This window comes from Caulobacter sp. DWR1-3-2b1 (genome assembly GCF_049895765.1).
Taxonomy (GTDB): Bacteria; Pseudomonadota; Alphaproteobacteria; order Caulobacterales; family Caulobacteraceae; genus Caulobacter.
Genome location: NZ_JAFCSZ010000004.1, coordinates 126,828 through 152,661, shown reverse-complemented (window position 1 = coordinate 152,661; position 25,834 = coordinate 126,828). Strand labels below are relative to the sequence as shown.

Annotated in this window: 21 protein-coding genes; 12 read left to right on the top strand and 9 right to left on the bottom strand. The window is 66.8% G+C overall.

Annotation, left to right across the window (positions count from 1 at the left end):
• The first annotated feature begins 58 nt into the window (after positions 1-58).
• Positions 59-850: an MOSC domain-containing protein gene (locus tag ACP69S_RS05855; RefSeq protein ID WP_425995632.1), complete on the top strand. Its 792-nt coding sequence runs from the start codon at positions 59-61 to the stop codon at positions 848-850.
• Here the strand turns inward: ACP69S_RS05855 and ACP69S_RS05850 are convergent.
• Together ACP69S_RS05850 and ACP69S_RS05845 are read right to left on the bottom strand one after the other, a co-directional pair.
• The gene (locus tag ACP69S_RS05850) at positions 822-1,115 is read right to left on the bottom strand and encodes a type II toxin-antitoxin system RelE/ParE family toxin (RefSeq protein ID WP_425995631.1); all 294 of its coding nucleotides are present in this window, start codon (positions 1,113-1,115) and stop codon (positions 822-824) included. The genes ACP69S_RS05855 and ACP69S_RS05850 overlap by 29 nt on opposite strands.
• Positions 1,112-1,363 (bottom strand): type II toxin-antitoxin system ParD family antitoxin, encoded by a 252-nt coding sequence (locus tag ACP69S_RS05845; RefSeq protein ID WP_425995630.1) that lies wholly within the window; start codon positions 1,361-1,363, stop codon positions 1,112-1,114. The genes ACP69S_RS05850 and ACP69S_RS05845 overlap by 4 nt, the downstream gene beginning before the upstream one ends.
• Positions 1,364-1,451: 88 nt before the next feature.
• Here ACP69S_RS05845 and prmC point away from each other — a divergent pair, with 88 nt between their 5' ends.
• Together prmC and ACP69S_RS05835 are read left to right on the top strand one after the other, a co-directional pair.
• A complete protein-coding gene (prmC, locus tag ACP69S_RS05840) occupies positions 1,452-2,321 on the top strand; it encodes a peptide chain release factor N(5)-glutamine methyltransferase (protein WP_425995629.1) in 870 nt (289 codons plus the stop codon).
• 243 nt (positions 2,322-2,564) lie between these two features.
• Positions 2,565-3,764, top strand: a complete 1,200-nt coding sequence (locus ACP69S_RS05835; protein WP_425995628.1) for a DUF4167 domain-containing protein — start codon at positions 2,565-2,567, stop codon at positions 3,762-3,764.
• 178 nt (positions 3,765-3,942) lie between these two features.
• Here the strand turns inward: ACP69S_RS05835 and ACP69S_RS05830 are convergent, their stop codons facing one another.
• Positions 3,943-5,382, bottom strand: a complete 1,440-nt coding sequence (locus tag ACP69S_RS05830) for an MFS transporter (RefSeq protein ID WP_425995627.1) — start codon at positions 5,380-5,382, stop codon at positions 3,943-3,945.
• A gap of 133 nt (positions 5,383-5,515) precedes the next feature.
• Here ACP69S_RS05830 and ACP69S_RS05825 point away from each other — a divergent pair, with 133 nt between their 5' ends.
• From ACP69S_RS05825 to ACP69S_RS05800, 6 genes are all read left to right on the top strand, one after another.
• A complete protein-coding gene (locus ACP69S_RS05825; protein ID WP_425995626.1) occupies positions 5,516-6,412 on the top strand; it encodes a LysR family transcriptional regulator in 897 nt (298 codons plus the stop codon).
• Positions 6,413-6,495: 83 nt separating this feature from the next.
• On the top strand, positions 6,496-7,251 hold the full coding sequence (locus ACP69S_RS05820; protein WP_425995625.1) for a M48 family metallopeptidase: 756 nt from the start codon (positions 6,496-6,498) through the stop codon (positions 7,249-7,251).
• Positions 7,252-7,349: 98 nt separating this feature from the next.
• Positions 7,350-9,938, top strand: coding sequence for an ATP-dependent chaperone ClpB (gene clpB / locus ACP69S_RS05815; protein WP_425995624.1), 2,589 nt, complete (start codon positions 7,350-7,352; stop codon positions 9,936-9,938).
• Positions 9,939-10,075: 137 nt separating this feature from the next.
• Positions 10,076-10,666 (top strand): hypothetical protein, encoded by a 591-nt coding sequence (locus ACP69S_RS05810; protein WP_425995623.1) that lies wholly within the window; start codon positions 10,076-10,078, stop codon positions 10,664-10,666.
• A gap of 301 nt (positions 10,667-10,967) precedes the next feature.
• A complete protein-coding gene (locus tag ACP69S_RS05805; protein WP_425995744.1) occupies positions 10,968-11,546 on the top strand; it encodes an OmpA family protein in 579 nt (192 codons plus the stop codon).
• Positions 11,547-11,645: 99 nt separating this feature from the next.
• Positions 11,646-13,031 carry a M20/M25/M40 family metallo-hydrolase gene (locus tag ACP69S_RS05800; RefSeq protein ID WP_425995622.1) on the top strand — a complete coding sequence of 462 codons (1,386 nt, stop codon included), beginning with the start codon at positions 11,646-11,648 and terminating at the stop codon, positions 13,029-13,031.
• A 110-nt stretch (positions 13,032-13,141) separates the two neighbouring features.
• Here the strand turns inward: ACP69S_RS05800 and ACP69S_RS05795 are convergent, their stop codons facing one another.
• Both ACP69S_RS05795 and ACP69S_RS05790 read right to left on the bottom strand, forming a co-directional pair.
• On the bottom strand, positions 13,142-13,411 hold the full coding sequence (locus ACP69S_RS05795; protein WP_425995621.1) for a GNAT family N-acetyltransferase: 270 nt from the start codon (positions 13,409-13,411) through the stop codon (positions 13,142-13,144).
• A gap of 156 nt (positions 13,412-13,567) precedes the next feature.
• Positions 13,568-14,752, bottom strand: a complete 1,185-nt coding sequence (locus ACP69S_RS05790) for an acetyl-CoA C-acyltransferase (RefSeq protein ID WP_425995620.1) — start codon at positions 14,750-14,752, stop codon at positions 13,568-13,570.
• A 221-nt stretch (positions 14,753-14,973) separates the two neighbouring features.
• Between ACP69S_RS05790 and ACP69S_RS05785 the strand changes: the two genes are divergently transcribed.
• On the top strand, positions 14,974-15,471 hold the full coding sequence (locus ACP69S_RS05785) for a winged helix-turn-helix transcriptional regulator (protein WP_425995619.1): 498 nt from the start codon (positions 14,974-14,976) through the stop codon (positions 15,469-15,471).
• 106 nt (positions 15,472-15,577) lie between these two features.
• On the top strand, positions 15,578-17,614 hold the full coding sequence (locus ACP69S_RS05780) for a putative bifunctional diguanylate cyclase/phosphodiesterase (RefSeq protein ID WP_425995618.1): 2,037 nt from the start codon (positions 15,578-15,580) through the stop codon (positions 17,612-17,614).
• Between the two features lie 25 nt (positions 17,615-17,639).
• Here ACP69S_RS05780 and ACP69S_RS05775 read toward each other — a convergent pair whose 3' ends face one another.
• The 4 genes from ACP69S_RS05775 to flgK form a co-directional block, all read right to left on the bottom strand.
• The gene (locus ACP69S_RS05775; RefSeq protein ID WP_425995617.1) at positions 17,640-19,229 is read right to left on the bottom strand and encodes a M10 family metallopeptidase C-terminal domain-containing protein; all 1,590 of its coding nucleotides are present in this window, start codon (positions 19,227-19,229) and stop codon (positions 17,640-17,642) included.
• A gap of 160 nt (positions 19,230-19,389) precedes the next feature.
• Positions 19,390-20,616: a tRNA 2-thiouridine(34) synthase MnmA gene (gene mnmA, locus ACP69S_RS05770; RefSeq protein WP_425995616.1), complete on the bottom strand. Its 1,227-nt coding sequence runs from the start codon at positions 20,614-20,616 to the stop codon at positions 19,390-19,392.
• A gap of 34 nt (positions 20,617-20,650) precedes the next feature.
• Positions 20,651-21,574, bottom strand: coding sequence for a flagellin (locus tag ACP69S_RS05765; RefSeq protein ID WP_425995615.1), 924 nt, complete (start codon positions 21,572-21,574; stop codon positions 20,651-20,653).
• 10 nt (positions 21,575-21,584) lie between these two features.
• Entirely contained in the window at positions 21,585-23,693 is a 2,109-nt protein-coding gene (flgK, locus tag ACP69S_RS05760) for a flagellar hook-associated protein FlgK (RefSeq protein ID WP_425995614.1), read from the bottom strand.
• 404 nt (positions 23,694-24,097) lie between these two features.
• On the opposite strand from flgK, the gene ACP69S_RS05755 reads away from it, so the two are divergent.
• Complete coding sequence (locus ACP69S_RS05755; protein ID WP_425995613.1) at positions 24,098-25,828, top strand: flagellar hook-length control protein FliK; 1,731 nt, start codon at positions 24,098-24,100, stop codon at positions 25,826-25,828.
• Positions 25,829-25,834: the final 6 nt, after the last annotated feature.

Here is a 25,834-nt window from a genome sequence, read left to right as displayed (position 1 = left end):
CCAACGCTCTTCTGGGCGACACTCTTGCGCCCGCCCGAGTCGTCGCCGACCTTGGCCTATGGAAGCCCGCATCGCCGCCATCTATCGCCACCCCGTCAAGGGATTCACGCCCGAACGCTTGTCAGGGGCCGATCTTGTCGCCGGAGCGTGCTTTCCGTGCGACCGGCTTTATGCGGTTGAGAACGGCCCCAGCGGCTTCGATCCGGCGGCGCCGGCCCATATCTCGAAGATGAAGTTCACGGTCCTGGCCAAGTTCCCGGCCGTGGCCAGGGCCCGCACGGCCTATGACGAGGCGAGCAGCCTGCTGACGGCCAGCGCCGAGGGCCAGCCGGATTTCGCCGGCGACCTGCGCACCGGTGCGGGCCGGGCAGGGCTGGAAGCCTGGCTGAGTGGCCTGCTGGGCGAGGAACTGTCGGGTCCGCTGCGCGTGATCGAGGGGCCGGGAGCCTATCGCTTCATGGACAGCCGCTCGGGCTACGTCTCCATCGTTAACCTGGCCAGCGTGCGTGATCTGGAGGCGCGGTTGGGGCGTCCGCTCGATCCCTTACGTTTCCGCGCCAACCTCTATGTCGAGGGCTGGCCCGCCTGGGTCGAAAACGACTGGACGGGCCGGACGCTGAAGCTCGGCGAGGCGACGACCGAGGTGCTGAAACCCATTGTGCGTTGCGCGGCGATCCACGTCGATCCGGTCACGGCCGAGCGGGATATCGAACTGGTGAAGGCGCTGTTCGACAACTACGGCCACATGTTCTGCGGGATCTATCTGAACGTGACGCAAGGCGGGCGGGTGGCGGAGGGGGACGAGGCGGCGTTGGAGCTGATCAGTTCAGATGATTGGCGGCGTCCATAGCTTGATGCAGAACGCGAATGATCCAGACTTTGCCGCCGACCAATCGATAGAAAATCGCGTGAGATCCGACGACCATCTTTCGATAGTCGGCGTCCAGATGATCGGTGAAGGATCCCAGATCACGGTCCCGCGCGACTGCCTCAATCGCCGCCCTGATCTCATCAAGGTAATTGTTGGCTTTGCGCCGTCCCCACTTTTCCGCAGTAAAGACCCAGATCTGTCGCAAATCCAGGCGGGCCAGGGACGAAAGGTCGAAACCGATCACGGCAGGTGATCGTGTTCGGCGTTGAGTTCAGCCAGGAAGGTGTCGAAATCGAAATCTTCGATGAACCCGCTCTGTTCTCCTTCATCCAGCGCTGCCCGCAAGGCGGCCAGTCTGGTTGCCCTGTCTTCCAGCAGCCTTAGGCCCGCACGCACGACTTCACTGGCTGAGCCATAGCGGCCTTCGGCGACTTGGCCTTCGATAAAGCCTTGGAAGTGATCGCCCAGACTGACAGACGTATTCTTGCTCATCGTCGGCTCCCTGCTGCGACCGCAGTACCAAAAACTGGTATCATACTCAATCTCGCGCTCGCCGCGCCAAAGCGCTATGTGACCGCCCATGACCCTGACCCTCGTCAAAGCCTGGACCGCCGCCAAGGAGCGTCTGAAGGACGCCGGCATCGATCAGCCCGCCATCGACGCGCGTCTGATGCTGGAGGTGGCCGCCGACGTCACCCGCACCGATATCGTCAACGATCCCTACCGCATGCTGACCGCTGAGCAGTGGGCGACGCTGGACGACTATCTGAACCGCCGCGCGCGTCGCGAGCCGGTCAGCCACATCATCGGTCGCAAGGGCTTCTGGAAGATCCTGCTGCAGGTGAACAAGAACGTCCTGACCCCGCGCCCCGAGACAGAGGTCATCGTCGACGAAGTGCTCAAGGCCTTCCCCGAAAACATGAGCTTCAGCATGCTTGACCTGGGCGTCGGCTCGGGCACGATCCTGCTGGCGGTTCTGGCCGAGCGGCCAGCCGCCAAGGGGCTGGGCGTCGATGTCTCGGAAGAGGCCCTGGCCGTGGCCCGCGACAACGCCGCCAGCCTGGATCTCGACAACCGCGTCGCCCTGTTGCGCGGCGACTGGACGACGGGCCTGGGCGACGAAGGCTTCGATCTGGTGGTCTCCAACCCGCCCTATATCGCCAGCCACGTGATCGAGACCCTGGAGCCGGAGGTCCGCGACCACGAACCGCGTGTGGCGCTCGACGGCGGCCCCGATGGTCTGGACGCCTATCGCCAGCTGGCGCCCGAGATCCTGCGGGTGCTCAAGCCGGGCGGCATGTTCGCCGTCGAGATCGGGTACGACCAGTCGGCCGATGTCGAGGCGCTGTTCCGGCAGGCCGGCGCGAGCAACGTCCAGACCATCAAGGATCTGTCGACCCACGACCGCGTCGTGACCGGGGTGAAAAATCCCTTGGAAACCCCCGCGTGAGAGGCTAGACGAAAGTGGTCTCCTTCCAAAATGCCGGGTGACGGGAAAAGCGGGCGTCGATGACGTTCGCAAAGCTCCTCCGGCAGGCGCGCACGGTCCTAAGCCGGTCGCCGCGCCAGAACCAGGACGGGGGCTCTACGGAAACCAGTGTCTCCAGAATTTCCAGGGGTTCGGCCCCGTCTAGAGACCAACAAGGCCGGATGCCTCAGCTCAGACTGACTTCCGGACAGGTTCAGAGAGAACATGAGAGATTTCAAGGGCATGAAGCGCCAGCGCGGCCGCAATAATCGCGGCGGCAGCAATACCGGCGGCAAGCCTCAGCAGCACAACGCCAACCGGGCCTTCGATTCGAACGGCCCCGAAGGCGTCAAGGTGCGCGGCGCGGCCCAGGGCGTTTACGAGAAGTACCAGCAGCTGGCCCGCGACGCGACGTCGTCCGGCGACCGGGTTCTGGCCGAGAACTACCTGCAGCACGCAGAGCACTATTTCCGCGTCCTGCGAGCCATCCAGCCGAATCGCCCCGTCAGCGACATCATCGGCAAGGACGCCTATTCGGCTTACGAGATCGACTTCGAGGCCGAGCCTGAAGAGGCTCCCGAAGTCGTCGAGATGCCCGCCGCCGAGAACAACGACGGCGGCGAGGGCGAAGGCCAGCAGGGCGAGCGTCCTCGCGACCGCTTCGAGGGCCGCCAGCGCGATGATCGTCCCCGCGATGACCGCCCCAGGGACGACCGTCCTCGCGAAGATCGCCCCCGTTTCGACAATCAAGGCCAGGGCCAGGGCCAGGGCCAGGGCCAGGGCCAGGGCCGCCGCGACCGTTGGCGCGACCGTGACGATCGCCCTCGGGAAGACCGTGCTCGCGACGACCGTCCCAGGGATGACCGGCCGCGCGATGATCGGCCTAGAGACGACCGCCCCCGTGATGATCGCCCCCGTGATGATCGCCCGAGGGACGACCGCCCTCGGGAAGACCGCTTCCGCGACGAGCGTCCCCGCGATGATCGTCCTCGTGACGACCGCCCCCGAGATGACCGGCCTCGAGATGACCGTCCGCGCGAAGAGCGCCCCGCCGTCGCCGCCGTCGCCGCCGTCGCCGAAACCGCCACCGAGGCGCCCATCGCCGAAGGCCGCCGCGAACGCGCGCCGCGTCGCGAACGTGCGCCCCGGGACCGTACTCAGGGCGACCGCGATCCGATGGCCGTGATCGAGCCGCAGGCCACGCCGTTGGTCAGCGAGCCGGTCGCCAGCAAGAGCTCGCCCATGCTGCGCGCCCAGGATGGCGACGTTAGCCACGCCCCGGCCTTCCTGGGTCGTTCGGTCGCCGCCGAAACGCCGGCTCCGGCCGCCGCGGAAGGCGAAGAAGCCAAGAAGCCCCGTCGTCGCCGCGCCCCGCGCAGCGTCGAAGGCGGCGAAGGCGCTCCGCCGGCTTCCGAAGACGCGTAGTCCGCGACTTCGATCGATCTTGAGAGGGAGCCGTGAAAGCGGCTCCTTTTTCTTTGGGCGAAGCCTAGAGCATTTTCCGATCAGTGTGAAACGGTTATCGGATCGAAAAATGCTCTAAACTTTTGATTTAGAGCCCTTTTCGCTCGACCCTGATGAAGCCATCAGGTCGGAAAGGGCTCTAAAGGCGGGCGTCCTCCCTGCGCAGGGTTCTAAGGCCGATGATCAGGGCGGCGACGATCAGGATCGCGGCGACCGCAAAGGCGCCGCGCATGCCGCTAGCCACGGCCTCGGGCCGGGCGGTCGCCATGTCGGGCGCGCCTGTGGCCAAGGCGAAAACTGCGCCCATGACCGACGCCCCGGTGATCAGTCCGACGTTGCGCGACAGGCTGAGCATACCCGACACCACGCCCCGTTCGTCCGGGCCGACATCGGTCATGGTGGCCGTGTTGTTGGCTGCCTGGAACGTTGCGTAGCCGGCGGTGACGAGCACGATCGGGGCGATGTAGCCGGCGACTCCGAGGCTCACAGGGGCGACGCACAGGGTCAGGCAGCCGGTTGTCATGCCCACCAGTCCGATCACGGTCATGCGCCGCGCGCCCATCCTGTCGACCAGACGGCCGGCCGGGGCGCCGATCAGGGCGGCGACCAGCGGTCCCGCCGACAGGGCCAGGCCGACCAGCGCTGTCTCAAGCCCCAGCGCCCGCGATAGATGGAAAGGTCCGATGACCAAGGTGGCCATCATCACCGTAGAGACCAGCGCGCTCATGGCCAGGCTGCCGCTCAGCGCCGGATCGCGAAACATCGTCAGACGCAACATGGGCGAGGGCGTGCGAGCCTCGAAGGCCAGGAACAGACCCAGCCCAAATACGGCGGCCAGCAGCAGGGCGATGTTGAGCGGGCCAAACCGGCCATGTCCGACCGTCATAGCCAGGGCGTAGGCTGTCAGGGTCAGGGCCAGAAGCAGGGCGCCGAAGGCGTCGAAACTCCCAGCGCCAGTCTTGGTCAGGGGGCGATCCCGCGGCAGGAAGCGCTGGGCCAGCAGGAAGTTCAGCACGCCCAACGGCACATTCACCAGGAAGATAGCCCGCCAGCCCAGTCCGGCCATCAGCACGCCGCCCAGGGACGGACCCAGGGTGGTGCCCAGCGCCGACATCGTACCCAGCAGGCCCATGGCGCCGCCGATCCTGGCCTTGGGGACCGTCTCGCCGACAAAGGCCACGGTGAGCGCCATCATGATCGCCGCGCCAATGCCCTGCACGCCCCGGGCGGCGACCAGCAGCCAGAGGCTGGGCGCGACGCCGCAGAGGAACGACGCCAACGTGAACAGACCAATGCCGCCCAGCAGCAACCGGCGACGGCCGATCAGATCGCCCAGCCGTCCGACGCTTACGATCAGGGCGGTGATCGCCAGCAGATAGGCCAAAACGACCCACTGCACGTCTTGAAAGGTGGCCGAGAACGCTTGGGTCAGGGTCGGCAGGCCCGCATGGGCGATGCTGGTGTCGAGCGAGGACATCAGCATCGACAGACAAAGGCCGGCCAGCGCCCATTGGGCTGACGGCGGCAAGGGCGCGGGGACCGCAGTGGGTTGGCTGCGCGCTTCGTCAAGGGGTTGCATAGGATCTCCGCTTTCTGGCGACGCCGGAACGGGGCTTTCCTATGCCAATGGATTATGTGTCGGAATGCGCACTGTTTGCACTCAATAGCTGCGTTTGACGCCATGCTTGCGCCAGGCCGTGCTAGGGTCGGTCATGTCGATGCCCGATCTCAACCTGCTGATAACCCTGGATGTGCTGCTGGCTGAGGGCAGCGTTGCGCGTGCGGCTAAGCGGTTGCGCCTCAGCCCCTCGGCGATGAGCCGGTCTCTGGCGCGCCTGCGCGAGACGACGGGCGATCCCTTGCTGGTCCGGGCTGGACGCGGTCTGGTTCCCACGCCCCGGGCGCTGGAATTGCGCGAGCCGGTCGCCCGGCTGGTGCAGGAGGCCAGAGGCGTGCTGCGCCCGGCCGAGGCTCTGGACCTTGCGCGCCTGGTCCGCACCTTCACCCTGCGCACCAGCGAAGGGTTCGCTGAGGCCTTTGGGCCAAGGCTCATCGCGCGGGTCGGCCAGGATGCGCCTGGGGTGCGACTGTGCTTCGTGCAGAAGCCCGACAAGGACAGCGCGTCCCTGCGCGACGGGACCGTCGACCTGGAAACCGGCGTCGTCGGCCAGGCGACAGGGCCGGAAGTGCGCGCTCAGGCCTTGTTTCGGGACCGCTTCATCGGCGTTGTGCGCGCGGGTCACCCGCTGAATCTGGGCCAAATCACGTCAGAGCGCTATGCGGCCGGCGACCATGTCGGCGTCTCGCGACGGGGCCTCGAGCGGGGACCGGTCGACGAGGCCTTGCAGCCTCTGGGGCTGGAGCGACGGATCGCGGTCATTGTCGGTGGGTTTTCCACCGCCCTGGCTTTGGCGCGGCAGTCCGACCTGATCGCCAGCGTTCCCGAACGCCACACCGCCTGTCTGCGAGCCGGCCTGTTCAGCTTTCCCCTGCCGTTCGCCGCGCCGGAGATCACGGTCGCCCTGCTGTGGCATCCGCGACTGGACGCCGACCCGGCTCATCGATGGCTACGCGGGTGTGTTCAGGACGCATGCGGATCGGTCCGCTGACGCCGCGCCGCGTCGCGCAGTTGCATGTGAGCGAGAGGGCGGGGATAAAGCTATGGAACTCCCGTCGAGGTGCGAACAAGATCATGGCCCTGCTTCCCCGCCTGCCCCTGTTGCTGCTGGCCGCGCTGAGCCTGTCGGCCTGCGCCTACAACGCCGATCTTGGCCGTCAGCAAATGCTGATCGTCAACGACTCCGGCCTAGCTGCTCAAGGCGAAAAGGCCTGGGCCCAGACGCTGCTGACCGGCCACATCTCCAGCGATCCGCGCCGCAATGCGCGGGTGCGGGCGGTGGGCGGGCGAGTGGTGGCCGCCGCCGGGCTCAACAACCGGCCGTGGGACTATGCCGTGCTGATCGACGAGGCGCCCAACGCCTTCGTGCTGCCCGGCGGTCATGTCGGGGTGACGGTCGGCCTGCTCGACATGGTCGATAATGACGACCAGCTGGCCGCCGTGATCGGCCACGAGGCCGGCCACGTCGTCGCCCAGCACGCCGCCGAGCGCTATTCCCAGACCATGACCTCCAAACTGCTGTTGGGCGTGGCCGGAGCGGCGGCCGGAGGCTCGACCGACCTGGGCAGGAGCCTTGGCTCCTACGGAGGCGACGCCACAAAGTATCTCTTCCTGCTGCCGTTCTCGCGCAAGCACGAGCTGGAGGCCGACCGGCTGGGCGTCGATTTCATGCAGCGCGCTGGCTACAAGCCGCGCGAGGCTGTCACCCTGTGGCGGAAGATGCAAGTTCAGGGCGGCGCCTCCGGCCAGCCGGAAATCGCTTCGACCCACCCTTCGGACGCCTCGCGCATCGCCGCGCTGGAGGCCTATATTTCCAGCAAGGGCTGGTGACACCTTGTGTGGCTAAAGAGCCACACCTACATCCCCGACGTGGAAGCGTCGTGCTTGATCAAGGCGATGCGTCCCGATGCGCCTAAGAAGGGGACATCATGAATATCGATCTCTATTCCGACCGCGCCAAGCACGCCGTGCAGTCCGGTCAAAGCCTGGCCCTCGCGAGGGGGCACCAGCAGTTCGCGCCCGAGCACCTTCTGAAGGTCCTGCTTGAGGAAAAGGACGGCCTGAGCCGCGCCCTGATCACCAGCGCCGGCGGCCGACCCGACGCGGTCGACGCCGCCACCGAGGCCCTGCTGGCCAAGACCGCCCGCGTCGACGGGGCCGGCGGCCAACTCTACATGAAGCCCGATACGGCCCGGGTGTTCGCCGAGGCCGAGAAGGGCGCCAAGGCGGCCGGCGACGCCTTCGTCACCACCGAGCGCCTGCTGATCGCCATCGCCAAGGAAGGCGGCGACACCGCCAAACTGCTGAAGGAGGCCGGCGCCACGCCCAAGGCTCTGGAAGACGCCGCCAACGCCATCCGCAAGGGCCGCACCGCCGACAGCGCCAATGCCGAGGAAGGCTATGAGGCTCTGAAACGCTACGCCCGCGACCTGACCGCCGCCGCCCGCGACGGCAAGCTGGATCCGGTGATCGGCCGCGACGAGGAAATCCGCCGCACGATCCAGGTGCTGAGCCGCCGCACCAAGAACAACCCCGTGCTGATCGGCGAGCCCGGCGTCGGCAAGACCGCCATCGTCGAAGGCCTGGCGCTGCGCATCATCAATGGCGACGTGCCCGAAAGCCTGAAGGACAAGAAGCTCTATTCGCTGGACATGGGCAGCCTGATCGCGGGCGCGAAATACCGCGGCGAGTTCGAGGAACGCCTGAAGGCGGTCCTGGGCGAGGTCACCGCCGCCGAGGGCTCGATCATCCTGTTCATCGACGAGATGCACACGCTGGTCGGGGCCGGCAAGGGCGAGGGGGCGATGGACGCCTCCAACCTGCTGAAGCCCGCTTTGGCGCGCGGCGAGCTGCACTGCGTGGGCGCGACCACGCTGGACGAGTATCGCAAGCACGTGGAAAAGGACGCCGCCCTGGCTCGCCGGTTTCAGCCCGTATTCGTCAGCGAGCCGACGGTGGAGGACACCGTCTCGATCTTGCGCGGCCTGAAGGAGAAGTACGAGGTTCACCACGGGGTGCGTATCTCGGACAGCGCCATCGTCGCCGCCGCCACGCTCAGCAACCGCTACATCGCCGACCGCTTCCTGCCCGACAAGGCCATCGACCTGATCGACGAGGCCTCCAGCCGCGTGCGCATGGCCATCGACTCCAAGCCGGAAGAACTCGACGAGATCGACCGCCGCCTGGTGCAGCTGAAGATCGAGCGCGAGGCGCTGTCCAAGGAAACCGACGCGGCCTCGCGCCAGCGCCTGGAAAAACTTGAAGATGAAATCGACGACCTGCAGGGCCAGTCCGATGCGATGACCGCTCGCTGGAAGGCCGAAAAGGACAAGGTCGGCGGCGCCGCGCAAGCGCGTGAAGCCCTCGACCGCCTGCGCGCCGACCTCGCCACCGCCCAGCGGGCCGGCGACTTCGCCCGCGCCGGCCAGATCCAGTACGGGGAGATTCCGGCTCTGGAAGCCCGTCTGGCGGCGGCCGAGTCCGTCGATGGCGCGGCCCAGAAGTCGCTGACCCCCGAGGTCGTCGACGCCGAGCAGATCGCCGCCGTGGTCAGCCGCTGGACCGGCGTGCCGGTTGAGAAGATGCTGGAAGGCGAGCGTGAAAAGCTGCTCCAGATGGAGCTGGCCCTGCGCGGCCGCGTAGTCGGCCAGGACGAGGCCCTGGAAGCCGTCTCCGACGCGGTCCGCCGCGCCCGGGCAGGATTGCAGGACCCGGCGCGCCCGATCGGCAGCTTCCTGTTCCTTGGTCCTACGGGCGTCGGCAAGACCGAGCTGACCAAGGCCCTGGCCGAGTTCATGTTCGCCGACGAGCACGCCATCACCCGGATGGACATGTCGGAATACATGGAAAAGCACTCGGTCAGCCGCCTGATCGGTGCTCCTCCCGGCTATGTCGGCTACGATGAGGGCGGCGCCCTGACCGAGGCTGTGCGGCGCAGGCCCTATCAGGTGGTGCTGTTCGACGAGGTCGAGAAGGCTCACCCGGATGTCTTCAACGTGCTGCTGCAAGTGCTGGACGACGGTCGCCTGACCGATGGTCAGGGCCGCACGGTCGACTTCCGCAACACGCTGATCATCATGACCAGCAACCTGGGGTCAGAATTCCTAGCCAATCAGGAAGACGGGGAAGACGTCGACGCCGTGCGCCCCCAGGTGATGAACGTTGTGCGAGGCCACTTCCGGCCTGAGTTCCTCAACCGGATCGACGAGATCATCCTGTTCAAGCGCCTGGGCCGCGCCAACATGGCCGACATTGTCCGCATCCAGCTGCAACGCGTCGAGAAGCTGCTGGCCGACCGCCGCATGACCCTGGCCATCGACGCCGAGGCCCTGCTGTGGCTGGGCGAAAAGGGCTATGACCCGGTCTATGGCGCGCGCCCGCTGAAGCGCGTGATCCAGAAGGAACTGGTCGATCCCATCGCGCGGCGGCTGCTGGCCGGAGAGCTGGAGGACGGCGGGGTTATCGCTGTCGGCGTTCAGGATGGGGCGCTGGCGGTGGGCAAGGCCGTGCTGCAGTAAGCCGCTGCAGACTGTGTTTTCTTCCCTCGCATAGCGCGGGGAAAGAGACCGCCGATCGGCGCGCCGACGTAGTCGGAACCAGCGCTCCTTCACGCCGTTCCCATACCCATCGAGGGGCCTCTCTCCGGAGCGCCCAAGTGGACCTGCCCAAGAATAGAATTGCCCTCGCCGCCGGCCTCGTCGCGCTTGGGGTCCTGACGGCCGCCCTGGTCGTTTGGCCCGCGCTCGTCCGACCGGAGCCACCACTGGAAAAGGTCGGTGACGACGGCCTGAGCATCCGCGTTGTCGAGCCGCCCAGGGCGGCGATCACGGCGTCCGGTCTTCTGGATGTCGGCCTGTCCGACGTCGCGCAGGCCATGGCCGAGGGCCGTGAGGCGCTCTTCGTTCGCATACCCCCCGCGCCCGCGCCTGCGCCGGCTTCCCGGCCTCGCGCCGCACCCGTTCAGGACGCCCAGGCCGACGAGGCGGAGGACATCCCGCCGCCGCCGGAACTGGTTGATGATCGACGGGAACGCGAAGCCCGGCGGCGCGACCGGTTCGAGCAGGCTCAGCTCCGGCGTCAGGAGGAAGAGGCGCTGGCGCGGGAAGCGCGCGACGAACGTGCGGCCTGGGAACGGGAGGCGAGTGATCGTCGACGTTGGGAAGATGCGCGCGAACGTGATCGCTACGAAAGCCGTGATCCGCCCCCACCGGAAGAGGATTCTGAGCTGCCACCCGAGCGCTGGTGAAGCGCGCTCCTGTACTGGACTCAGTGGTCTGGCCTGCCTCGATGGGCGGGTCCGGCCTCGCTGGAGCCTGTGAATAACTGCGCGCAACAGGCCGTGCACCCGGACTCTTACGCAAATAAATCCGGGAACCAAGCGACGGCTTCCGCGCTTGCGCGGGGTATAGAAGTCCTTGAATTCTATGCTGAAGCTTGGCGCCAAAGCGGCCCAGAAGAGGCCCATTTTTGGCCCAAATGTGCTGGCGGTTTGATCGCCTGGCGCATCTCGACGCGCCACCGGATCAACGACGAGACCCCGAACAATGATGCAATCCCTCAAGATGCCAGCCCTCAGGAAGATTGCGGCCTGCGCGATGGTCATAGGCGGCCTGGCCCTCAGCGGCTGCGCCACCAAGGACTATGTGAAGACCAAGGTCGGCGGCGTGCAGAGCCAGGTCAGCCAGCAGGGCGCCCAGATCGGTGAACTGGACAAGACATCCCGCGAGGCCCTCGACCGCGCCACGGCCGCTGGCAAGCTGGCCGAAGGCAAGTTCATGTACTCGATGGTGCTGAGCGACGATTCCGTGAAGTTCCCGGTCGACGCCGCCAATCTCTCGCCGGAAGCCGAGCAGCGGCTGACCGAGTTCTCCGAGAAGCTCAAGGGCGAGAACAAGAACGTCTATCTCGAGATCCAGGGCCATACCGACAATGTCGGCGACCCCGCCTATAACGACAGCCTGGGCGCCAAGCGCGCGGAGGCCGTGCGCAAGTTCCTCAGCACGCACGGCATCGCGCTGAACCGCATGGCCACCATCTCGTATGGCGAGGAAGCCCCGGTGGTCGCCAACGACACCCGCGAGAACCGCGCCCAGAACCGCCGCGTTGTGGTGATGGTGCTGTCCTAGCAAGCCCTTGTGCCGGCGCGGATCGCTCCGCGCCGGCTAACCGCTTGCGGGGAACGTCTCCGGACGGCAACGTCGCGCTCTGCGTTTCCCGGAGTCGCCATGCGCCTGCCTCTCGTCCTCGCCGCCAGTTTGCTCCTGGCCACGCCGACCTTCGCCGCCGAGGTCCCTGCGCCCTCCAGCGACCAGCCCCTTCTGCGGGCCGTCGCCGCTGAGGTCGACGCCAAGGCGCTGGAGAGCACGATCCGCTCGTTGGTCGGCTTCGGCACCCGCCACACCCTGTCGGACACCAAGTCGAATACACGCGGCATCGGGGCCGCCCGTCGCTGGGTGAAGACGCAGTTCGAGGCGATCAGCAAGGACTGCGGCGGTTGCCTGACCGTGGAAACGCCGTCGGAAGTGGTCACTGGCCGCCGCGTGCCGACCCCGACCGAGGTGATGAACGTCTTGGCCATCCAGAAGGGGACCACCGATCCAGACCGGGTGATCATCATCGCCGGCCACCTCGACAGCCGGGTGAGTGACGTCATGGACTTCACCAGCGACGCCCCCGGAGCCAATGACGACGCCTCGGGCGTGGCGGCGGTGATCGAGGCGGCCAGGGTGCTATCCAAGCATAGGTTCGCCGCCACCCTGGTGTTCGCGGCCCTGTCGGGCGAGGAGCAAGGGCTCTATGGCGGCAAGGTCTTGGCAAGCTACGCGCGGGCCAATGGCTGGAAGGTCGAGGCCGACCTCAACAACGACATCATCGGCAACAGCCGGGGCCAGAGCGGAGTGATGAATAACACCCAGGTGCGGGTGTTTTCCGAAGGCACCAAGGCGGTCGAGACGCCCGAACAGGCCAATAGCCGGCGATACAACGGCGGCGAGGTCGACAGCCCCTCGCGCAACCTGGGCCGCTATCTGGACGGTCTGGCCGAGCGTTATCTGGCCAATTTCGACGTGGTGATGGTCTATCGCACCGACCGTTACGGCCGGGGCGGGGATCAGGTGCCGCTGCTGGAAGCCGGCTATCCGGCCGTGCGGGTGACCGAGGCCGCCGAGAACTACGACCGCCAGCATCAGGACCTGCGCACCGAAAAGGGCCGGGTCTATGGCGACACCATCGAAGGCGTCGACTTCGCCTATCTGGCCCAGGTGACACGGCTCAACACCGTGGCCATGGCCTCACTGGCCTCGGCGCCCGCCCCGCCTTCGGGCGTCAGGATCGAGGGCGCGGTCAGCCCCGACACCAAGGTCTCTTGGGTGGCGACACCGGGTGCGGCGGGTCATCGCGTCTGGTGGCGCGGCACCACCGATCCGACCTGGCGCTATAGCCGCTGGGCGCCGGCCGGGACCTCGGCCGTCCTCAAGGACGTGGTGATCGACGACTGGTTCTTCGGTGTCTCGTCGGTGAGCAAGGACGGCTGGGAGAGCCCTGTCGTGTTTCCGGGCGCGGCCGGATCGTTTGAGAGTCCACCGCCGGTCGCGGCGGCGCCCAAGCCCTAGAGCCCTTTCCGACCTGATGGCTTCATCGGGGTTGGGCGAAAAGAGCTCTAAATCAGAGGTTTAGAGCATTTTTCGATCCGATAACCGTTTCACACTTATCGGAAAATGCTCTAGACGATCAGGTCCGGGTCATTCCGCTTCAACCAGGCGGCGGCGTAAGAGCATAGGGGGGTGATGCGCATACCCTCGGACCGCGCCGTCTGGGCGATCTGCTGCATAAGCCGTCCCGCGGCGCCCGTCCCGCGCAGGGCCGGGTCGGCCTCGACATGGGGGATCACCAGACGCTGGCCGCTGCGCTGATAGTCGGCCACGGCCAGCAGGCCATCGACCTCCAGCTCATAGCGGCTGAGTTCGGGGTTGTGTCGGAAGGTGTCGCTCATGAAAGTCCCAACGCGGGAAAGGGCAGGCCGTTGCCCTAAAATCCTCCCCCTGAAGGGGGAGGCGGCCGAAGGCCGGTGGGGGGAGACTGCAATGATTTAGCCGTCACTTCCCCCTCCGTCGGCTTTGCAGACACCTCCCCCGGTAGGGGGAGGATTTTAGACCAGCTCCACCGCCATCGCCGTGGCCTCGCCGCCGCCGATGCACAAGGACGCCATGCCCTTCTTGCCGCCGCTGGCCTGCAGGGCCGAGATCAGGGTGCACAGGATGCGCGCGCCAGACGCGCCGATCGGATGGCCCAGGGCGCAGGCGCCGCCGTTGACGTTCAGCCTGTCGGGCGAGAAACCCAGTTCCTGCTGGGCGATCATGGCCACGACGGCAAAGGCCTCATTGACCTCCCAGAGATCGACGTCGGAAACCTCCCAGCCGGCTTTCTTGAGGGCCTTCTTCATGGCCGGCACCGGGGCGGTGGTGAACAGGCCGGGCTCATGGGCGTGGGCGGCGTGGCTGACCACGCGGGCGACGATGGGCAGGCCCAGGCGTCTGGCGACGCTTTCGCGCGTCATCACCAGGGCGGCGGCGCCGTCGCTGATCGAGCTGGAATTGGCCGCCGTGATGCCGCCGTCGCGGCTGAAGGCTGGGCGAAGGGTCGGGATCTTGGCCGGATCGGCCTTCAGCGGTTGCTCGTCCTGGGAGACGACCTGCGTCCCGGCGCGGGTCGTGACGGTCACTGGGGTGATCTCGGCCTCGAAGGCGCCGCTCTGGATGGCGGCCTTGGCTTTCATCAAGCCCTTGGTCGCGTAGTCGTCCATGGCCTCGCGGCTGAACTGATAGGTGGCCGCCGAATCCTCGGCAAAGGCGCCCATAAGCTTGCCGGGGGTATAGGCGTCCTCCAGGCCATCCAGGTACATCGAGTCCCACATCTGATCGTGGCCGATGCGGGCCCCGCTGCGGTGCTTGCTCATCAGGTAGGGCGCGCCGGTCATGCTCTCCATGCCGCCGGCCACGATCAGGTCGACGCTGCCGGCCGCCAGAGCGTCATGGGCCATGATCGCCGCCTGCATGCCGCTGCCGCACATCTTGTTGACCGTGGTGGCCTCGACCGACATCGGCAGGCCCGCGCCCACCGCCGCCTGGCGCGCAGGGGCCTGGCCAAGGCCGGCGGGCAGCACGCAGCCCATGATGATCTGCTCGACCAGATCGCCCGAAACCCCGGCCCGTTCGATGGCGGCCTTCACCGCCGCCGCGCCCAGTTCGGTCGCCTTGACCCCACCCAGCGCGCCCTGGAAGCCCCCCATCGGAGTGCGGGCGAACGAAACGATGACGACGGGATCAGCGGACATGGGGGCTCCGGACTTAAGGAATTCAGGGCGGAATAGGCTCCGCTACCGCCGCGCCGCGCAAGGGGTTTGCGGAAAGGGGAGGCGACAGCGGCGATGCAGCGCCGACCTGCCGCCTCCCAAAGCGCAACCGAGAGAGTCAGTTGTGATTAAAAACTAACGCCGTTCATCCTGAAACGCAACGCTCTCTTGCTTTCCCCGGAGGAACGCCTCACCTTTGCGTCATGGGCCGCACCGCCGACTATACGAACGAACGCTGCAGCATTGCCGCCACCCTCGAGGTCGTGGGCGATCCGTGGACCTTGCTGATCCTCCGCGACGCCTTCGCCGGGGTGAAGCGCTTCGAGCAGTGGCAGGAGCGCCTGGGCGTCGCCCGCAACGTGCTGGCCTCGCGGCTCAAGACCCTGGTCGCGCATGGCGTGATGGAGGCTCAACGCTATTCGGAGCGTCCGCCACGCCAGGAATATGTGCTGACAGCCAAGGGGCTGGATCTCAGTCCAGTGCTGCTGACGATGGCCGAGTGGGGCGACCAGCACGTCTATGGCGTCGGCAAAGGTCCGGTGCATTTCGTGCACAAGACCTGCGGCTGCGACTTCCATCCCCGCCTGGCCTGCGAGGCCTGCAGTGAGGTAATCGATCGCCGCGATCTGAGCCGGGTGGTCCACGAAACCTCCCAGACCGTCGGCGAGGCCCTGGAAGCGGTGAAGATCGCCGCCGAGTAGATTAGAGGCGTGCAGGTCGATTTGCCGCACCCTGAGTTGAAATCAAGCTTACCGAATTTTTAGTGCTTGCCCCGCACCGTGAGCGGAAGCCCGGGGGCAGGCATAGATGGCGCTATTAAAGACCGTCGCGGGAATTTTCGCGATCCGCAAGGACCGTCCGGAACTACTGATCGCCCAGGCGACGGCTTTCTCGCGCCAAGTGCCGATGATGTACTTGGTGGTCCTGGTCAATGCGGTCGCGCTGGCCGTCACTCACTTCCATTCCGCGCCTCCGATCCTGACCATTGGTGGCCCAGTGGCGCTGATGCTGTCTTGCGGCTGGCGGGTGGCGGTCTGGCGGCGGTTGCGCAGGAAGAGCATGGACGCCGCGAGCGCGGCCAGGATGCTGGGCGAGAGCGTGACGTCGGCGGCCGTGCTGTCCATCGCCTTTGCCGGCTGGTCGCTGTCGCTTTACCCTTATGGCGACGCCTACCAGCAGAGCCATGTGGCCTTCTACATGGCCATTACCGTGATCGCCTGCATCTTCTGCCTGATGCACCTGCGGGCGGCGGCGCTGATCGTCACGGTCTGCGTGCTCGGCCCCATGACCCTGTTCTTCGGCCTGACCGGCAATCCGGTGTTCGAGGCCATCTCGATTAATGTGGTGGTGGTCGTCGCCGTGATGATCGTCATCCTGCTGATCCACTACAAGGAATTCGCCGACCTGGTGGAGTCGCGGGGCGCCCTGATCGAGAAGGCCGCCCAAGCCCAGCAGCTTTCCGACGAGAACGACCGCCTGGCCAATCTGGACAGCCTGACCGGTCTGCCCAATCGCCGCCGCTTCTTCACCGAACTGGAAGCTCACGTCACCCGCGCCCGGCGTCATGACCGCACCCTGGTGATCGGGCTCATCGACCTGGACGGCTTCAAGCCGATCAACGACGCCTTCGGCCACGCCACGGGCGATCGTCTGCTGACCGAGGTGGGCCGTCGCCTGCAGGCTTTCGGCTCGCCGCCGATTTTCGCGGCCCGGCTGGGCGGCGACGAATTTGGCCTGATCATCGACGCGCCCCTGACGCCGGCGGCGCTGCAGACCCTGGGTCGCGATCTGTGCGGGTTGCTGCGCACGCCCTATCGGCTGCCGGGGGTCACAGCCCAGATCGGCGGCTCAATCGGCTTCTGCCCGTTCCCGGCCGGCGGCCAGACCAGCGAGCAGTTGTTCGAGCGCGCCGACTACGCCCTCTATCATGCCAAGCAGAACCTGAAGGGTTCGGCCGTGGTGTTCGACGAGCGCCACGAGGCCGACATCCGCGAACTGGGCCGGGTCGAGCAGGCCCTGCGCCGCGCCGATCTGGACGCGGAGATGCACATCCATTTCCAGCCCATTATCGACACCGGGGTCAAGCGCACCGTCGCCTTCGAGGCCCTGGCGCGCTGGTCCAGTCCGGAGCTGGGCGAGGTGCCGCCCGGCGTGTTCATCAACGCCGCCGAACGCTCGGGCCAGATCGTCGAGATCACCCGCGTACTGGTCGCCAAGACCCTGCGCGCCGTCAGCGCATGGCCCATGGACATGCGGGTCTCGATCAACCTGTCGGCCCGCGACATCGCCTCGATGGAAACCGTCGGCCGCATCGTCGACATCGTGCTGGAAAGCCAGGTCGCGCCGCACCGCATCGATTTCGAGATCACCGAGACGGCCATCGTCTGCGACTTCGATCAGGCCCGCGCCGCCCTGATGACCTTCCACGCCCTGGGCGTGCACACCGCCCTGGACGATTTCGGCACCGGCCATTCCAGCCTCAGCCACGTGCGCCTGCTGCCGCTGGACAAGCTGAAGATCGACGCCAGCTTCATCTCCGACATCGAGCACCACGCGGCCAGCGAGGACATCGTCAAGACCGTGCTGCAGCTGTGCCGCAACCTGCGCATCGACTGCATCGTCGAGGGGGTCGAGACCCAGGAGCAGCTCGACAAGGTGGCCTCGCTGGGCGGGGTCGTCATGCAGGGCTATCACTTCGCCCGCCCGATGCCGGCCGCCAGTGTCGCGGGCTACCTCGCCGAAGAAGCCGCCATCGCCATCGCCCGCAACGGCGCCAAACAGACCGCCGCCCAGCGCGCGGCTCGCATCTGGTTCGACGAGGATGGGCTTCAGGGGCTGGGGTAGGGGCGAACGGCGACCCGCCTGCGCCTCAGCTGAAGATCAGCCAATCGCCGATCGAGGCTGAGGTCACGCCGACCAGGACCATCTGGTCGCCATTGCCCAGGTCGATCACCGCGCCGTCGGCAGTGTAGCTCAGAGCGTAGGCCTGGCCCTTGTCCAGTTGCACCCGATCACCCCCGGCGCTGGAGAAGTCGGTCACCCGGTCGATCCCCGCGCCGCTGAAGAAGTAGAACTTGTCGGCGCCCGCGCCGCCGGTGACGGTGTCGGCGCCGCGATCTCCGGCCATCCAGTCGTTGCCGGCCCCGCCATCGATCACGTCGTCGCCCTGACCGCCCCGCACCCAGTCCGCACCTTCTCCTCCGTTGCAGGTGTCATTGCCGAGATTGCCGTAGACGACGTCGAAGCCGGCGTCGCCGTACAGAAGGTCCTGGTCCTTGCCGCCGACCACCCAGTCGTCGCCCTCGCCGCCATGCGCGGTGTCGTCGCCCTGATTGCCGTTGATCTGGTCGAAGTCGGCGGCGCCCTCGATGATGTCGTCGCCTTCGCCGCCCCACAGGGTGTCCTGCCCGCCGTTGCCCAGCAGTCGGTTGGCCGCAGCGTTACCGATGACGAAGTCGTGGCCTTCGCCCGCGATAGCGTTCTCGATCGTTACGCCGTAGGCGATGCCGACATTGTTGCGCCACTCGTAGAAGGCTGCCCGTCCTGGGTCGTCGAAGAACTTGTGGATTTGTGCCTGGTCGGTCGGAAAGCGCTCCAGCCAGTAAACTCGCTGATCCTCCTTGGAGAAGTAGTCGATGCTGCTGTAGGCGCCAGGGCGCAGATCGATCTCGGATCCGCGCGTGTGACCTTTCAGGTCTATGGTGTCGACGCCGCCAGCGTCATAGATCGTGCGATAGTAGGCCTGGTCGGCGCTCCAAGTGTAGGCGTTGTCGCCCGCCGCCGTGTTCGGGTTGGCGCCGTAGAGCATCTGCAGCGCTAGCACGTCGTAGACCATCGGCTGCGTGATCAGGACACGCTGGGAGTCGTAGCTGACCTTGCCGGGAAAGTTCGCGTCCGCGGCGAACCGGGCGACGAATGTATCCAGGTTGCTCGAGGCCATGACCGTGAACAGGCGGCCCGTGGAGGTTTCGGGAATCGCGTCGGCGCCATCGTTCACATGCCGCAAGCCCAAGGCATGTCCCAGTTCGTGCAGCACGGTCTCGAAGTCGTACCCGTCGGCGGGACCCCAGGAAGACTCCTTGAACCTGCCGTTCAGCCAGATATCGCCGGACACGCCATTCGAGCTTCCATCTGTAAACGGCGGATAATAGGCCACTCCCCCATAGGGTTCGGTCTTGCTGAAGGCCACCCGGATGCCGCCCGTGTTGGAGGCGTCGTCCGTCTCGACGATCGGCTTGGCGATCAGGTCCGAAACGAGCTGAACAGCATGGCGGAAATTGGTCCCCTGGACTGCGTTGAGCGTCCCGTATTCCGCAAAGGACGGATAGCTTCCGGCCGGATATTCGGCCCACGTACTGTTAGGGCCAGGAATGCTGAAGGTGATCGTCGGCCCAGTCCAACGCGCATTGGGTTGGATGATGGCGGACAGGATCTCGCTTTGCGAAAGCGTAGGCAGCATCACAATCCCCGGTTAGTTTTCAAACATCTGCCAGTTCAGTCCGCGCCCCGTCAACCGGGGTTCCAACTCGGGCGACACCTTCGGCCGCCAAGGGGCCGGTCTTCATCACATGCCCTGTTTCCGAAAGAGCGGCGGACTGTTCGAGCGCGCCGGCCCGAGGTTAGAGCGCCAACTCCGCCCGCACAGTGCTTGCGATAAACCCGCCGCCCAGCACCCAATCCGGATCTGCCGGGTCGTAGAGCACGCAGGCCTGGCCCGGCGCGACGCCTTCCTCATGGGTGTCGAACACCACACGCAGGTCGCCGTCCACCATGGCCAGACGGCCCGGCACGGGTTCGCGGGTCGAGCGGACGCGGGCCAGCACGGGTTGACCGGCCTCGGCGGCGGTTTCCAGGCTGTCCTGGCCGCCCAGCCAGTTGCCTTCCTTAAGCACCAAGGACGCCGTAAGCAGCGCCTCGCGAGGGCCGACGATCACCTGGCGCTGGTCGGCGTCGATGCGGACCACGAACAGCGGATCGCCCACGGCGATGTTGAGGCCCCGGCGCTGGCCGATGGTGTAGCGGGTGACGCCCTCGTGCTTTCCCAACACCCGGCCGTCCATGTGCACGATGTCGCCCGGGATAGCGCCGTGCGGCCGGATGCGGTCGATCACCGTGGTGTACTTGCCCTCGGGGACGAAACAGATGTCCTGGCTGTCGGGCTTGTCGGCGATGGCCAGGCCCAGCTCGGTCGCGACGCGGCGCACCTCGCTCTTTGGCATGTCGCCCAGCGGGAAGCGCAGGAAGTCCAGCTGGTCGCGCGTGGTGGCGAACAGGAAATAGCTCTGGTCCTTAGACGGATCGCCGGCCCGGCGCAGCTGCGGCCGGTTGCCCGACCCCTCAAGAGAAGAAGGAGGGCTGCGCTGGACGTAGTGCCCCGTCGCCATCGCCTCGGCGCCCAGGTCGCGGGCCACATCCAGCAGGTCGCGGAACTTGACCGTCTGGTTGCAGCGCACGCACGGGATCGGCGTCTCGCCGCGCAGATAGGCGTCGGCGAACTCCTCGATCACCTGCTCCTTGAAGCGGCTTTCGTAGTCCAGGACATAGTGCGGGATGCCGATGCGCTCGGCGGCCATGCGGGCGTCCAGGATATCCTGGCCGGCGCAGCAGGCGCCCTTCTTGGCGATCGCCGCGCCGTGGTCATAGAGCTGCAGGGTGACGCCGACGACGTCATAGCCGGCGCGGGCCAGCAGGGCCGCAGTGACCGTGGAATCCACGCCGCCGGACATGGCCACGACGACGCGCGCGCCGGCGGGCAGACCCACGGCGTCGCGGGCCATCTCGACCGCGCGGTCGGCCAAGGCCCCGGGGGGGGCATGATGCAGAATATCGGCGTCCATCGCGGCCATATAGCGCCTCGGGGTCCGCATTGCGAGGTTTGGCCTATTTCAGGACGTTGAGCAGCGACGAGCTTTGCAGGCTGGCGAACACCTGAGCGGCGGCTTGGACCGCAAGCTGGGCGGCCTCCAGCTGCGTGACCGCCTCGGCCATGTCGACATCGACGATGCCGCCGACCATGCCGGTCAGGGTGTCGGCCTGGTCCTTCAGCTCGACCTGGGCCTTGTCGAAACGCTGTTGCACGAGGCCGTTCTTGCCCTGGGTGTTGATCGTGTCGGCATGGGCGTCCTTGAAGATCACCACCATCGACTGGAGGAAGTCGTTCTGGCCGCTGGTCATGGGGCTGCCGAACGGGCCATTGGCCTCGACATAGGCTTGGACCTGCTTGAATGCGTCGAAGGCTTTGGTGGCCAGAGCGTCGCCCAGCACCCCGGTCTGGACCGTGGTCTGTTCGTCGATGCGGTTGGCGGCGATATAGGTGTCGTTCTTGAAGAGGTCGGCGGTCGTTGCCGCAGCGGTCAGGTCGGCCAGGGTGCGGGCCGTGGTCGGCGCGGTGTCGGTCAGGGCGCCGGCGAACACATAGCGACCGTTGGACTTGGTGTTCACGCCCTGGCTGACCTTGCTGAACGCCGCTTCCAACTCCTGCATCAGCGTAGCGCCGCCGCCGGCCGCCATGGCGTTCTGGATCGCATCGCGCCCGTTCACCACGCCGTCGGCGACCTGCTCGATACCCGTGTCCTGCATGTCGAGCCGGTTGGAGACCAGCTTGGTCTGGTCGATCAGGCCGTCGATCTTGGCCTGGGCGCTGCGCATGGCGGTCAGCACCTCGGCGTTCTTGGAATAGCCCTTCAGGTCGTTGGCGACCTTCTGGCTGGCGACCTGTTCGCCCAGCACGTTCTGGCGCAGCTGGGCGCGCATCAGGTTGCTGGTCATGATGCTGTAGTTGGAGCCGGTGGAGACGCGGGTCATCGCTTTAGCCTCAGACGATATTGGTCAGGACGTCGAACATGTCCTTGGTGGCCTGGATCAGGCGGGCGGAGGCGTTGAACGCCTGCTGGTAGGTGGTCAAGTTGATCAGTTCTTCGTCGAGATTGACGCCCTCTTGCGCCTGGCGCTGGGTGTTGACCTCGATGGACACCGCTTCAGCGGCGTCCTTGCGGCTTTCGGCGGCGGCCGCCTTGCGGGCGATCGAACCGCCAAAGTCGGCGGCGTAGCGCAGCAGGCTGGTCTTGGCCGCCGAGGCGCCGCCCACGGCGGAGAAGTCGGCGGTGGTGTCGCCGGCCTTGGCCAGGGCCAGGGCGCCGCGACCATCGCCGATGGCCAGGGCGATGGCCCCGGGGGCGGCTGAAAGGTTCAGCTTGGCGAAGGGTAGGCGAGCCGGGGTCTGGCTCATAGTCGGATTGACGACGAAACGCTCGCCCCGCGTGCTGCGCTCGGCAGGGCCGACGCCGAACAGCTGGGTGATCGAGGGACCGCCCGTACCGCGCTCGGTGTTGTCCGAGGCCACCGAAAGGCCCACCGTCGAGCCGGGATAGGACGTGAAGTTCATCGCGCCCTTGGCGTCCAGTGCGAAGGTTCCATAAAGACCCACGCCGCCGTTGCGGGCGTTCAGCGAGTCCATCAGATCCTGCATCGTGGCGCCGGCCGGCACGGAGACGTTGACGTCCCGGATCCGGCCGCCTTCGGTGTCGGTCAGGCGCAGGGTGATGGCGTCGCCAGGCGTGAAGCCGTGGGGATCGGCGGCGGTCAGGCCCGTTTCGTAGGGCGAGAAACCCTTGGTCTGGACGATGTCGTTGAGGCCGAAGAAGTGGCTGAAACCCTTGCCGACCTTGCTGGATGGCGTGGTTGGATCGTCGGCGACCACCACCCCGTTGCCGGCGCTGGCGCTGAGACTCAAGGCGCCGTTGCCGAACGCGGCCGTGCCTTGGCCGCCCAGGGCGGAGTTCAGCTGGGCGATGAAGTCGGTGTTGGTGAAGCTGGGGCCGGCCGCGCCATTGACCGTCATCGTGCCCAGGTCGAAGTCGACCTCGACCCGACGCTGGATGACGCCGCTCGAGTCGGTGATGGCGATGGTCGTCTTGCCGGTAAAGCGGTCGATTGCCGTCGCCTCGTCCAGGCCAGTATTGCGGCCGGTCAGAACAGCGGGCGCCGGCACTGAAGACGCGGCGTTGGAAGCGCGGTTCAGTTCTTCCGACGAGCGAGTGACGAACTCGCCCAGCTGGTCGGACAGGTTAGGCAGTTCGGTGTTGCGCAGGTCCAGCAGGCCTTTGAGCTCGCCGCTGGAGATATTGAGCGCCACTGGCGTGTCGGAGCCATTGGCCTGGATGACCTGCAGGAAGCCGGTCGCTGTGCTGGACTTCTGGTACGAGACTACGGCTGCGCCGTCACCGGCCAGGCTGAGCCCCTCGGTCGAGCGCACGATGACGCCGCCGTTGGCGCGCTGGCTGACCTGGATGTTCATCAGGGTCGACAGCTCGTCGATCAGGCCGCTCTGAACGTTCTCCGAGCCCGTGCCATCGGAGCCGGACACCTTGGCCCGGGTGATGTCGGTATTGAGCGTGTTGATCTGCTGGAGCAGTTCGTTGACGCGTTCGACGTCGGAAACGATCCGGTTGTCGGCGTCCTTGCCCAAGTTGGAGAGCGCCGCGGTGATCCGGCTCGACTCGCCGAGGAAATCGTCGACGCGTGTCAGGGCCTGGGTGCGCGCCAAGCTCGAGGACGGGTCGTCCGAGGCCTTCGAGAAGGCCGAGAAGATATCGTCCAGCTTGCCAAAATAGCTGTTGTCGCCGCTGGGATCGCCAAACAGGTTCTGGGCCGTGTTCATGGCGTCGGCCAGGGCCGAGGCGCGGCCCGCGTCCGACACGGCGTTCAGGCTGGCCGATTGCAGGAAGCGGTCGGTCGCGCGCTTGATGGCGTCGATGCTGACGCCGACGCCCATGCCGTTGGCGATCAGGTTCGACTGCGCGATCGTCTTGCGGACGTAGCCCTTGGTATTGACGTTGGCGATGTTGTCCGAGACGACGCGCAGGCCCGTCTGGGCCGCCATCATCCCCGAACTCGCCGTGTTCATGATAGCGTTTAGAGACATGCGACTGCTCCCGTCAGCTCGGCAATCCGCGAACCACGCGACGCGCCCTTGCCCGGCGAAAACTGCCGGGCGGGGGAGGGATCAGTGCCCTCAATATATGCCAAGCCACTGAAATTCATGGCGTTTCATTCCAAGCGCCGGGTATTCGGCAAGGTGTGATGCGCAAGGAGGGCGCCAAGTCGGGGCGCGACCGGGCGACGCGGCAAGCCACGCCCCTGACAACGCCATTCGACTCGGCAAAAAGCGCCGCCGACCGACGATTTCAAGTCGTAAACAAGGCATTAAAATCAACAAATACAATGATATAGGCTCGTAATCGCGAGTTGGCCCGACGGTTGCTGAAGGAAGTTCCGACAAAGGCGTGTTCGTCATGGACCGCCGCACTCAACGGACCGAGCCCACGAATGACCGTGATCGCCGCCACCGCCGCCCCACCTTCCGTCAGCCCCTCGTCGGGCGCTGGTGGTCAAGGCGTGGATCAAGGCTTCGAAGCGCTGCTCGCCGTTGCAACGGGAAACGACAAGCCGGCGCCCGCCAGAACCGCCCCGACCAAGGGCGCCGACAAGCCGGCCAACAAGGTCGCTGACAAGTCCCCCGACAGATCCACAGACAAGGCCGATCTGGCCGACAAGACCGCTACGGCGTCCGCCAAGGCCGGCGAGGCTGACGCCGCTGCGGCCCTGGCTTCCGACGCCGCCCAGGACGCCGCATCGGACAGCGACGACGCCGCCGCCGCCCAAGCCGACGCCGCCGCATTGGCCGCCGCCAACCTAGTCGCGGCGATGATGCCGCAGACGGAAGAGACCTTCGCCGCCGGCGCCCTTCCAGAAGTCGACCTCACCGCCCCGACCCCGATCCTTTCCGGTGTCGTCGCGCCGCCGGCCGATGCAGGCGCCGTCGCCGCGCCGGTCGAGACCGCACTGGACGCGGCCTCCGCTGCTCTGGACGCCGCGTCGCTGATCGCGCCCGCCGTCGCTGACGACACCACCCCGGCGCCCGGCCTCGCCATGGCGCCTGCCCTGGCGGCCCCGGTCGCCGACGTGAAGGTGGCCGCGCCGGCCCCGGCCGCCACGGTCGAGATTCCCGAAGCCGCGCTGCTGGAAACGCCGATCACGGCGGAAGAGGCCGGCGTCGATGTCGCCGCCCTGGCCGCCCAGATCGCCGCGACATCGACCGCCGCCGCCAAGCCCGCGCCCAAGACCGCTCCGGTCGCCGCGACGCCCTCGACCGCCCAACCGATCGCCGCCGAGCCGGTCATTGTTGCCGCCGAGGTCGAAGCGCCGCCGCTCGTCGCCGCGCCCGTCGTTGAAACCGCTCCCGCGACCGCCGCGACCGTTCAGGTCGTCGCCCAGGCCGCGGCCGAGCCCGCCGTGAAGGTGGCGACAGCCGCTGTCGCCGCCAACGACGCCGAGCCCGCCGCTCCGACCGAGGTCGAAGCCGTCAAGATCGCAGGCGTCCCGACCGCTTCGCTCGCCGACCAGGCCGGCGCCGATCAGGGCCAGGCCGGCCAGCAGGGCCAAACCAGCCAAGGTGGGGGCGAAGCTACCGCCGAGGCTCTGATCGTCGCCGCCACGGATGGCGCCGCGGAGCCGGAAGCGCCGACGATCTCGCAGGCGACGTCCACGCCGGCCGCCGCCTCCGCCGAGGTCGCGGCGCCGCTGCGGGCCGAGGTGCGCGGTTCCCCGGAAACGGTGGCCCAGCTTTCGGCCGAGATCCTCAAGAAGCTCGACGCCCAAACCACCCGCTTCGATGTCGCCCTGACGCCGGACGGGCTGGGCAAGGTCGATATCCGCATCGAGATCGGCCGCCACGGCGCGCTGACCGCCTCAATGGCCTTTGACACCGCCCAGGCGGCGGCCGAACTGCGCGGCAAGTCGGCCGAACTGCGTCAGGCCTTGGCGCAGGCCGGCTTCACGGTCGCCGACAACGCCCTGCGCTTCGACGTGTCGAGCCAGGGCGGCCAGAACGGCCAGAACCCCTTCTTCCATTTCAACGACGGCCAAGACGGCCGCCGGGCCTGGTCGGGCAAGGCTTTCCAGTCCGCCCAGAACGACGACGCTCCCATCCTTTCCACTTCAGACCTGCTGCCCGGCCTGCGAATGGCCCCGGACAGCGGTCTGGACATCAGAATCTAGAGGCCC

What these genes read in the sequence shown, in the direction of transcription:
- ACP69S_RS05855 (WP_425995632.1), top strand. Translation starts at nt 59, where the DNA reads ATGGAAGCCCGCATCGCCGCCATCTATCGCCACCCCGTCAAGGGATTC.
- ACP69S_RS05845 (WP_425995630.1), bottom strand. Translation starts at nt 1,363, where the DNA reads ATGAGCAAGAATACGTCTGTCAGTCTGGGCGATCACTTCCAAGGCTTT.
- prmC (WP_425995629.1), top strand. Translation starts at nt 1,452, where the DNA reads ATGACCCTGACCCTCGTCAAAGCCTGGACCGCCGCCAAGGAGCGTCTG.
- ACP69S_RS05835 (WP_425995628.1), top strand. Translation starts at nt 2,565, where the DNA reads ATGAGAGATTTCAAGGGCATGAAGCGCCAGCGCGGCCGCAATAATCGC.
- ACP69S_RS05830 (WP_425995627.1), bottom strand. Translation starts at nt 5,382, where the DNA reads ATGCAACCCCTTGACGAAGCGCGCAGCCAACCCACTGCGGTCCCCGCG.
- ACP69S_RS05825 (WP_425995626.1), top strand. Translation starts at nt 5,516, where the DNA reads ATGTCGATGCCCGATCTCAACCTGCTGATAACCCTGGATGTGCTGCTG.
- ACP69S_RS05820 (WP_425995625.1), top strand. Translation starts at nt 6,496, where the DNA reads ATGGCCCTGCTTCCCCGCCTGCCCCTGTTGCTGCTGGCCGCGCTGAGC.
- clpB (WP_425995624.1), top strand. Translation starts at nt 7,350, where the DNA reads ATGAATATCGATCTCTATTCCGACCGCGCCAAGCACGCCGTGCAGTCC.
- ACP69S_RS05805 (WP_425995744.1), top strand. Translation starts at nt 10,968, where the DNA reads ATGCAATCCCTCAAGATGCCAGCCCTCAGGAAGATTGCGGCCTGCGCG.
- ACP69S_RS05800 (WP_425995622.1), top strand. Translation starts at nt 11,646, where the DNA reads ATGCGCCTGCCTCTCGTCCTCGCCGCCAGTTTGCTCCTGGCCACGCCG.
- ACP69S_RS05795 (WP_425995621.1), bottom strand. Translation starts at nt 13,411, where the DNA reads ATGAGCGACACCTTCCGACACAACCCCGAACTCAGCCGCTATGAGCTG.
- ACP69S_RS05790 (WP_425995620.1), bottom strand. Translation starts at nt 14,752, where the DNA reads ATGTCCGCTGATCCCGTCGTCATCGTTTCGTTCGCCCGCACTCCGATG.
- ACP69S_RS05785 (WP_425995619.1), top strand. Translation starts at nt 14,974, where the DNA reads ATGGGCCGCACCGCCGACTATACGAACGAACGCTGCAGCATTGCCGCC.
- ACP69S_RS05780 (WP_425995618.1), top strand. Translation starts at nt 15,578, where the DNA reads ATGGCGCTATTAAAGACCGTCGCGGGAATTTTCGCGATCCGCAAGGAC.
- ACP69S_RS05775 (WP_425995617.1), bottom strand. Translation starts at nt 19,229, where the DNA reads ATGCTGCCTACGCTTTCGCAAAGCGAGATCCTGTCCGCCATCATCCAA.
- mnmA (WP_425995616.1), bottom strand. Translation starts at nt 20,616, where the DNA reads ATGGCCGCGATGGACGCCGATATTCTGCATCATGCCCCCCCCGGGGCC.
- ACP69S_RS05765 (WP_425995615.1), bottom strand. Translation starts at nt 21,574, where the DNA reads ATGACCCGCGTCTCCACCGGCTCCAACTACAGCATCATGACCAGCAAC.
- flgK (WP_425995614.1), bottom strand. Translation starts at nt 23,693, where the DNA reads ATGTCTCTAAACGCTATCATGAACACGGCGAGTTCGGGGATGATGGCG.
- ACP69S_RS05755 (WP_425995613.1), top strand. Translation starts at nt 24,098, where the DNA reads ATGACCGTGATCGCCGCCACCGCCGCCCCACCTTCCGTCAGCCCCTCG.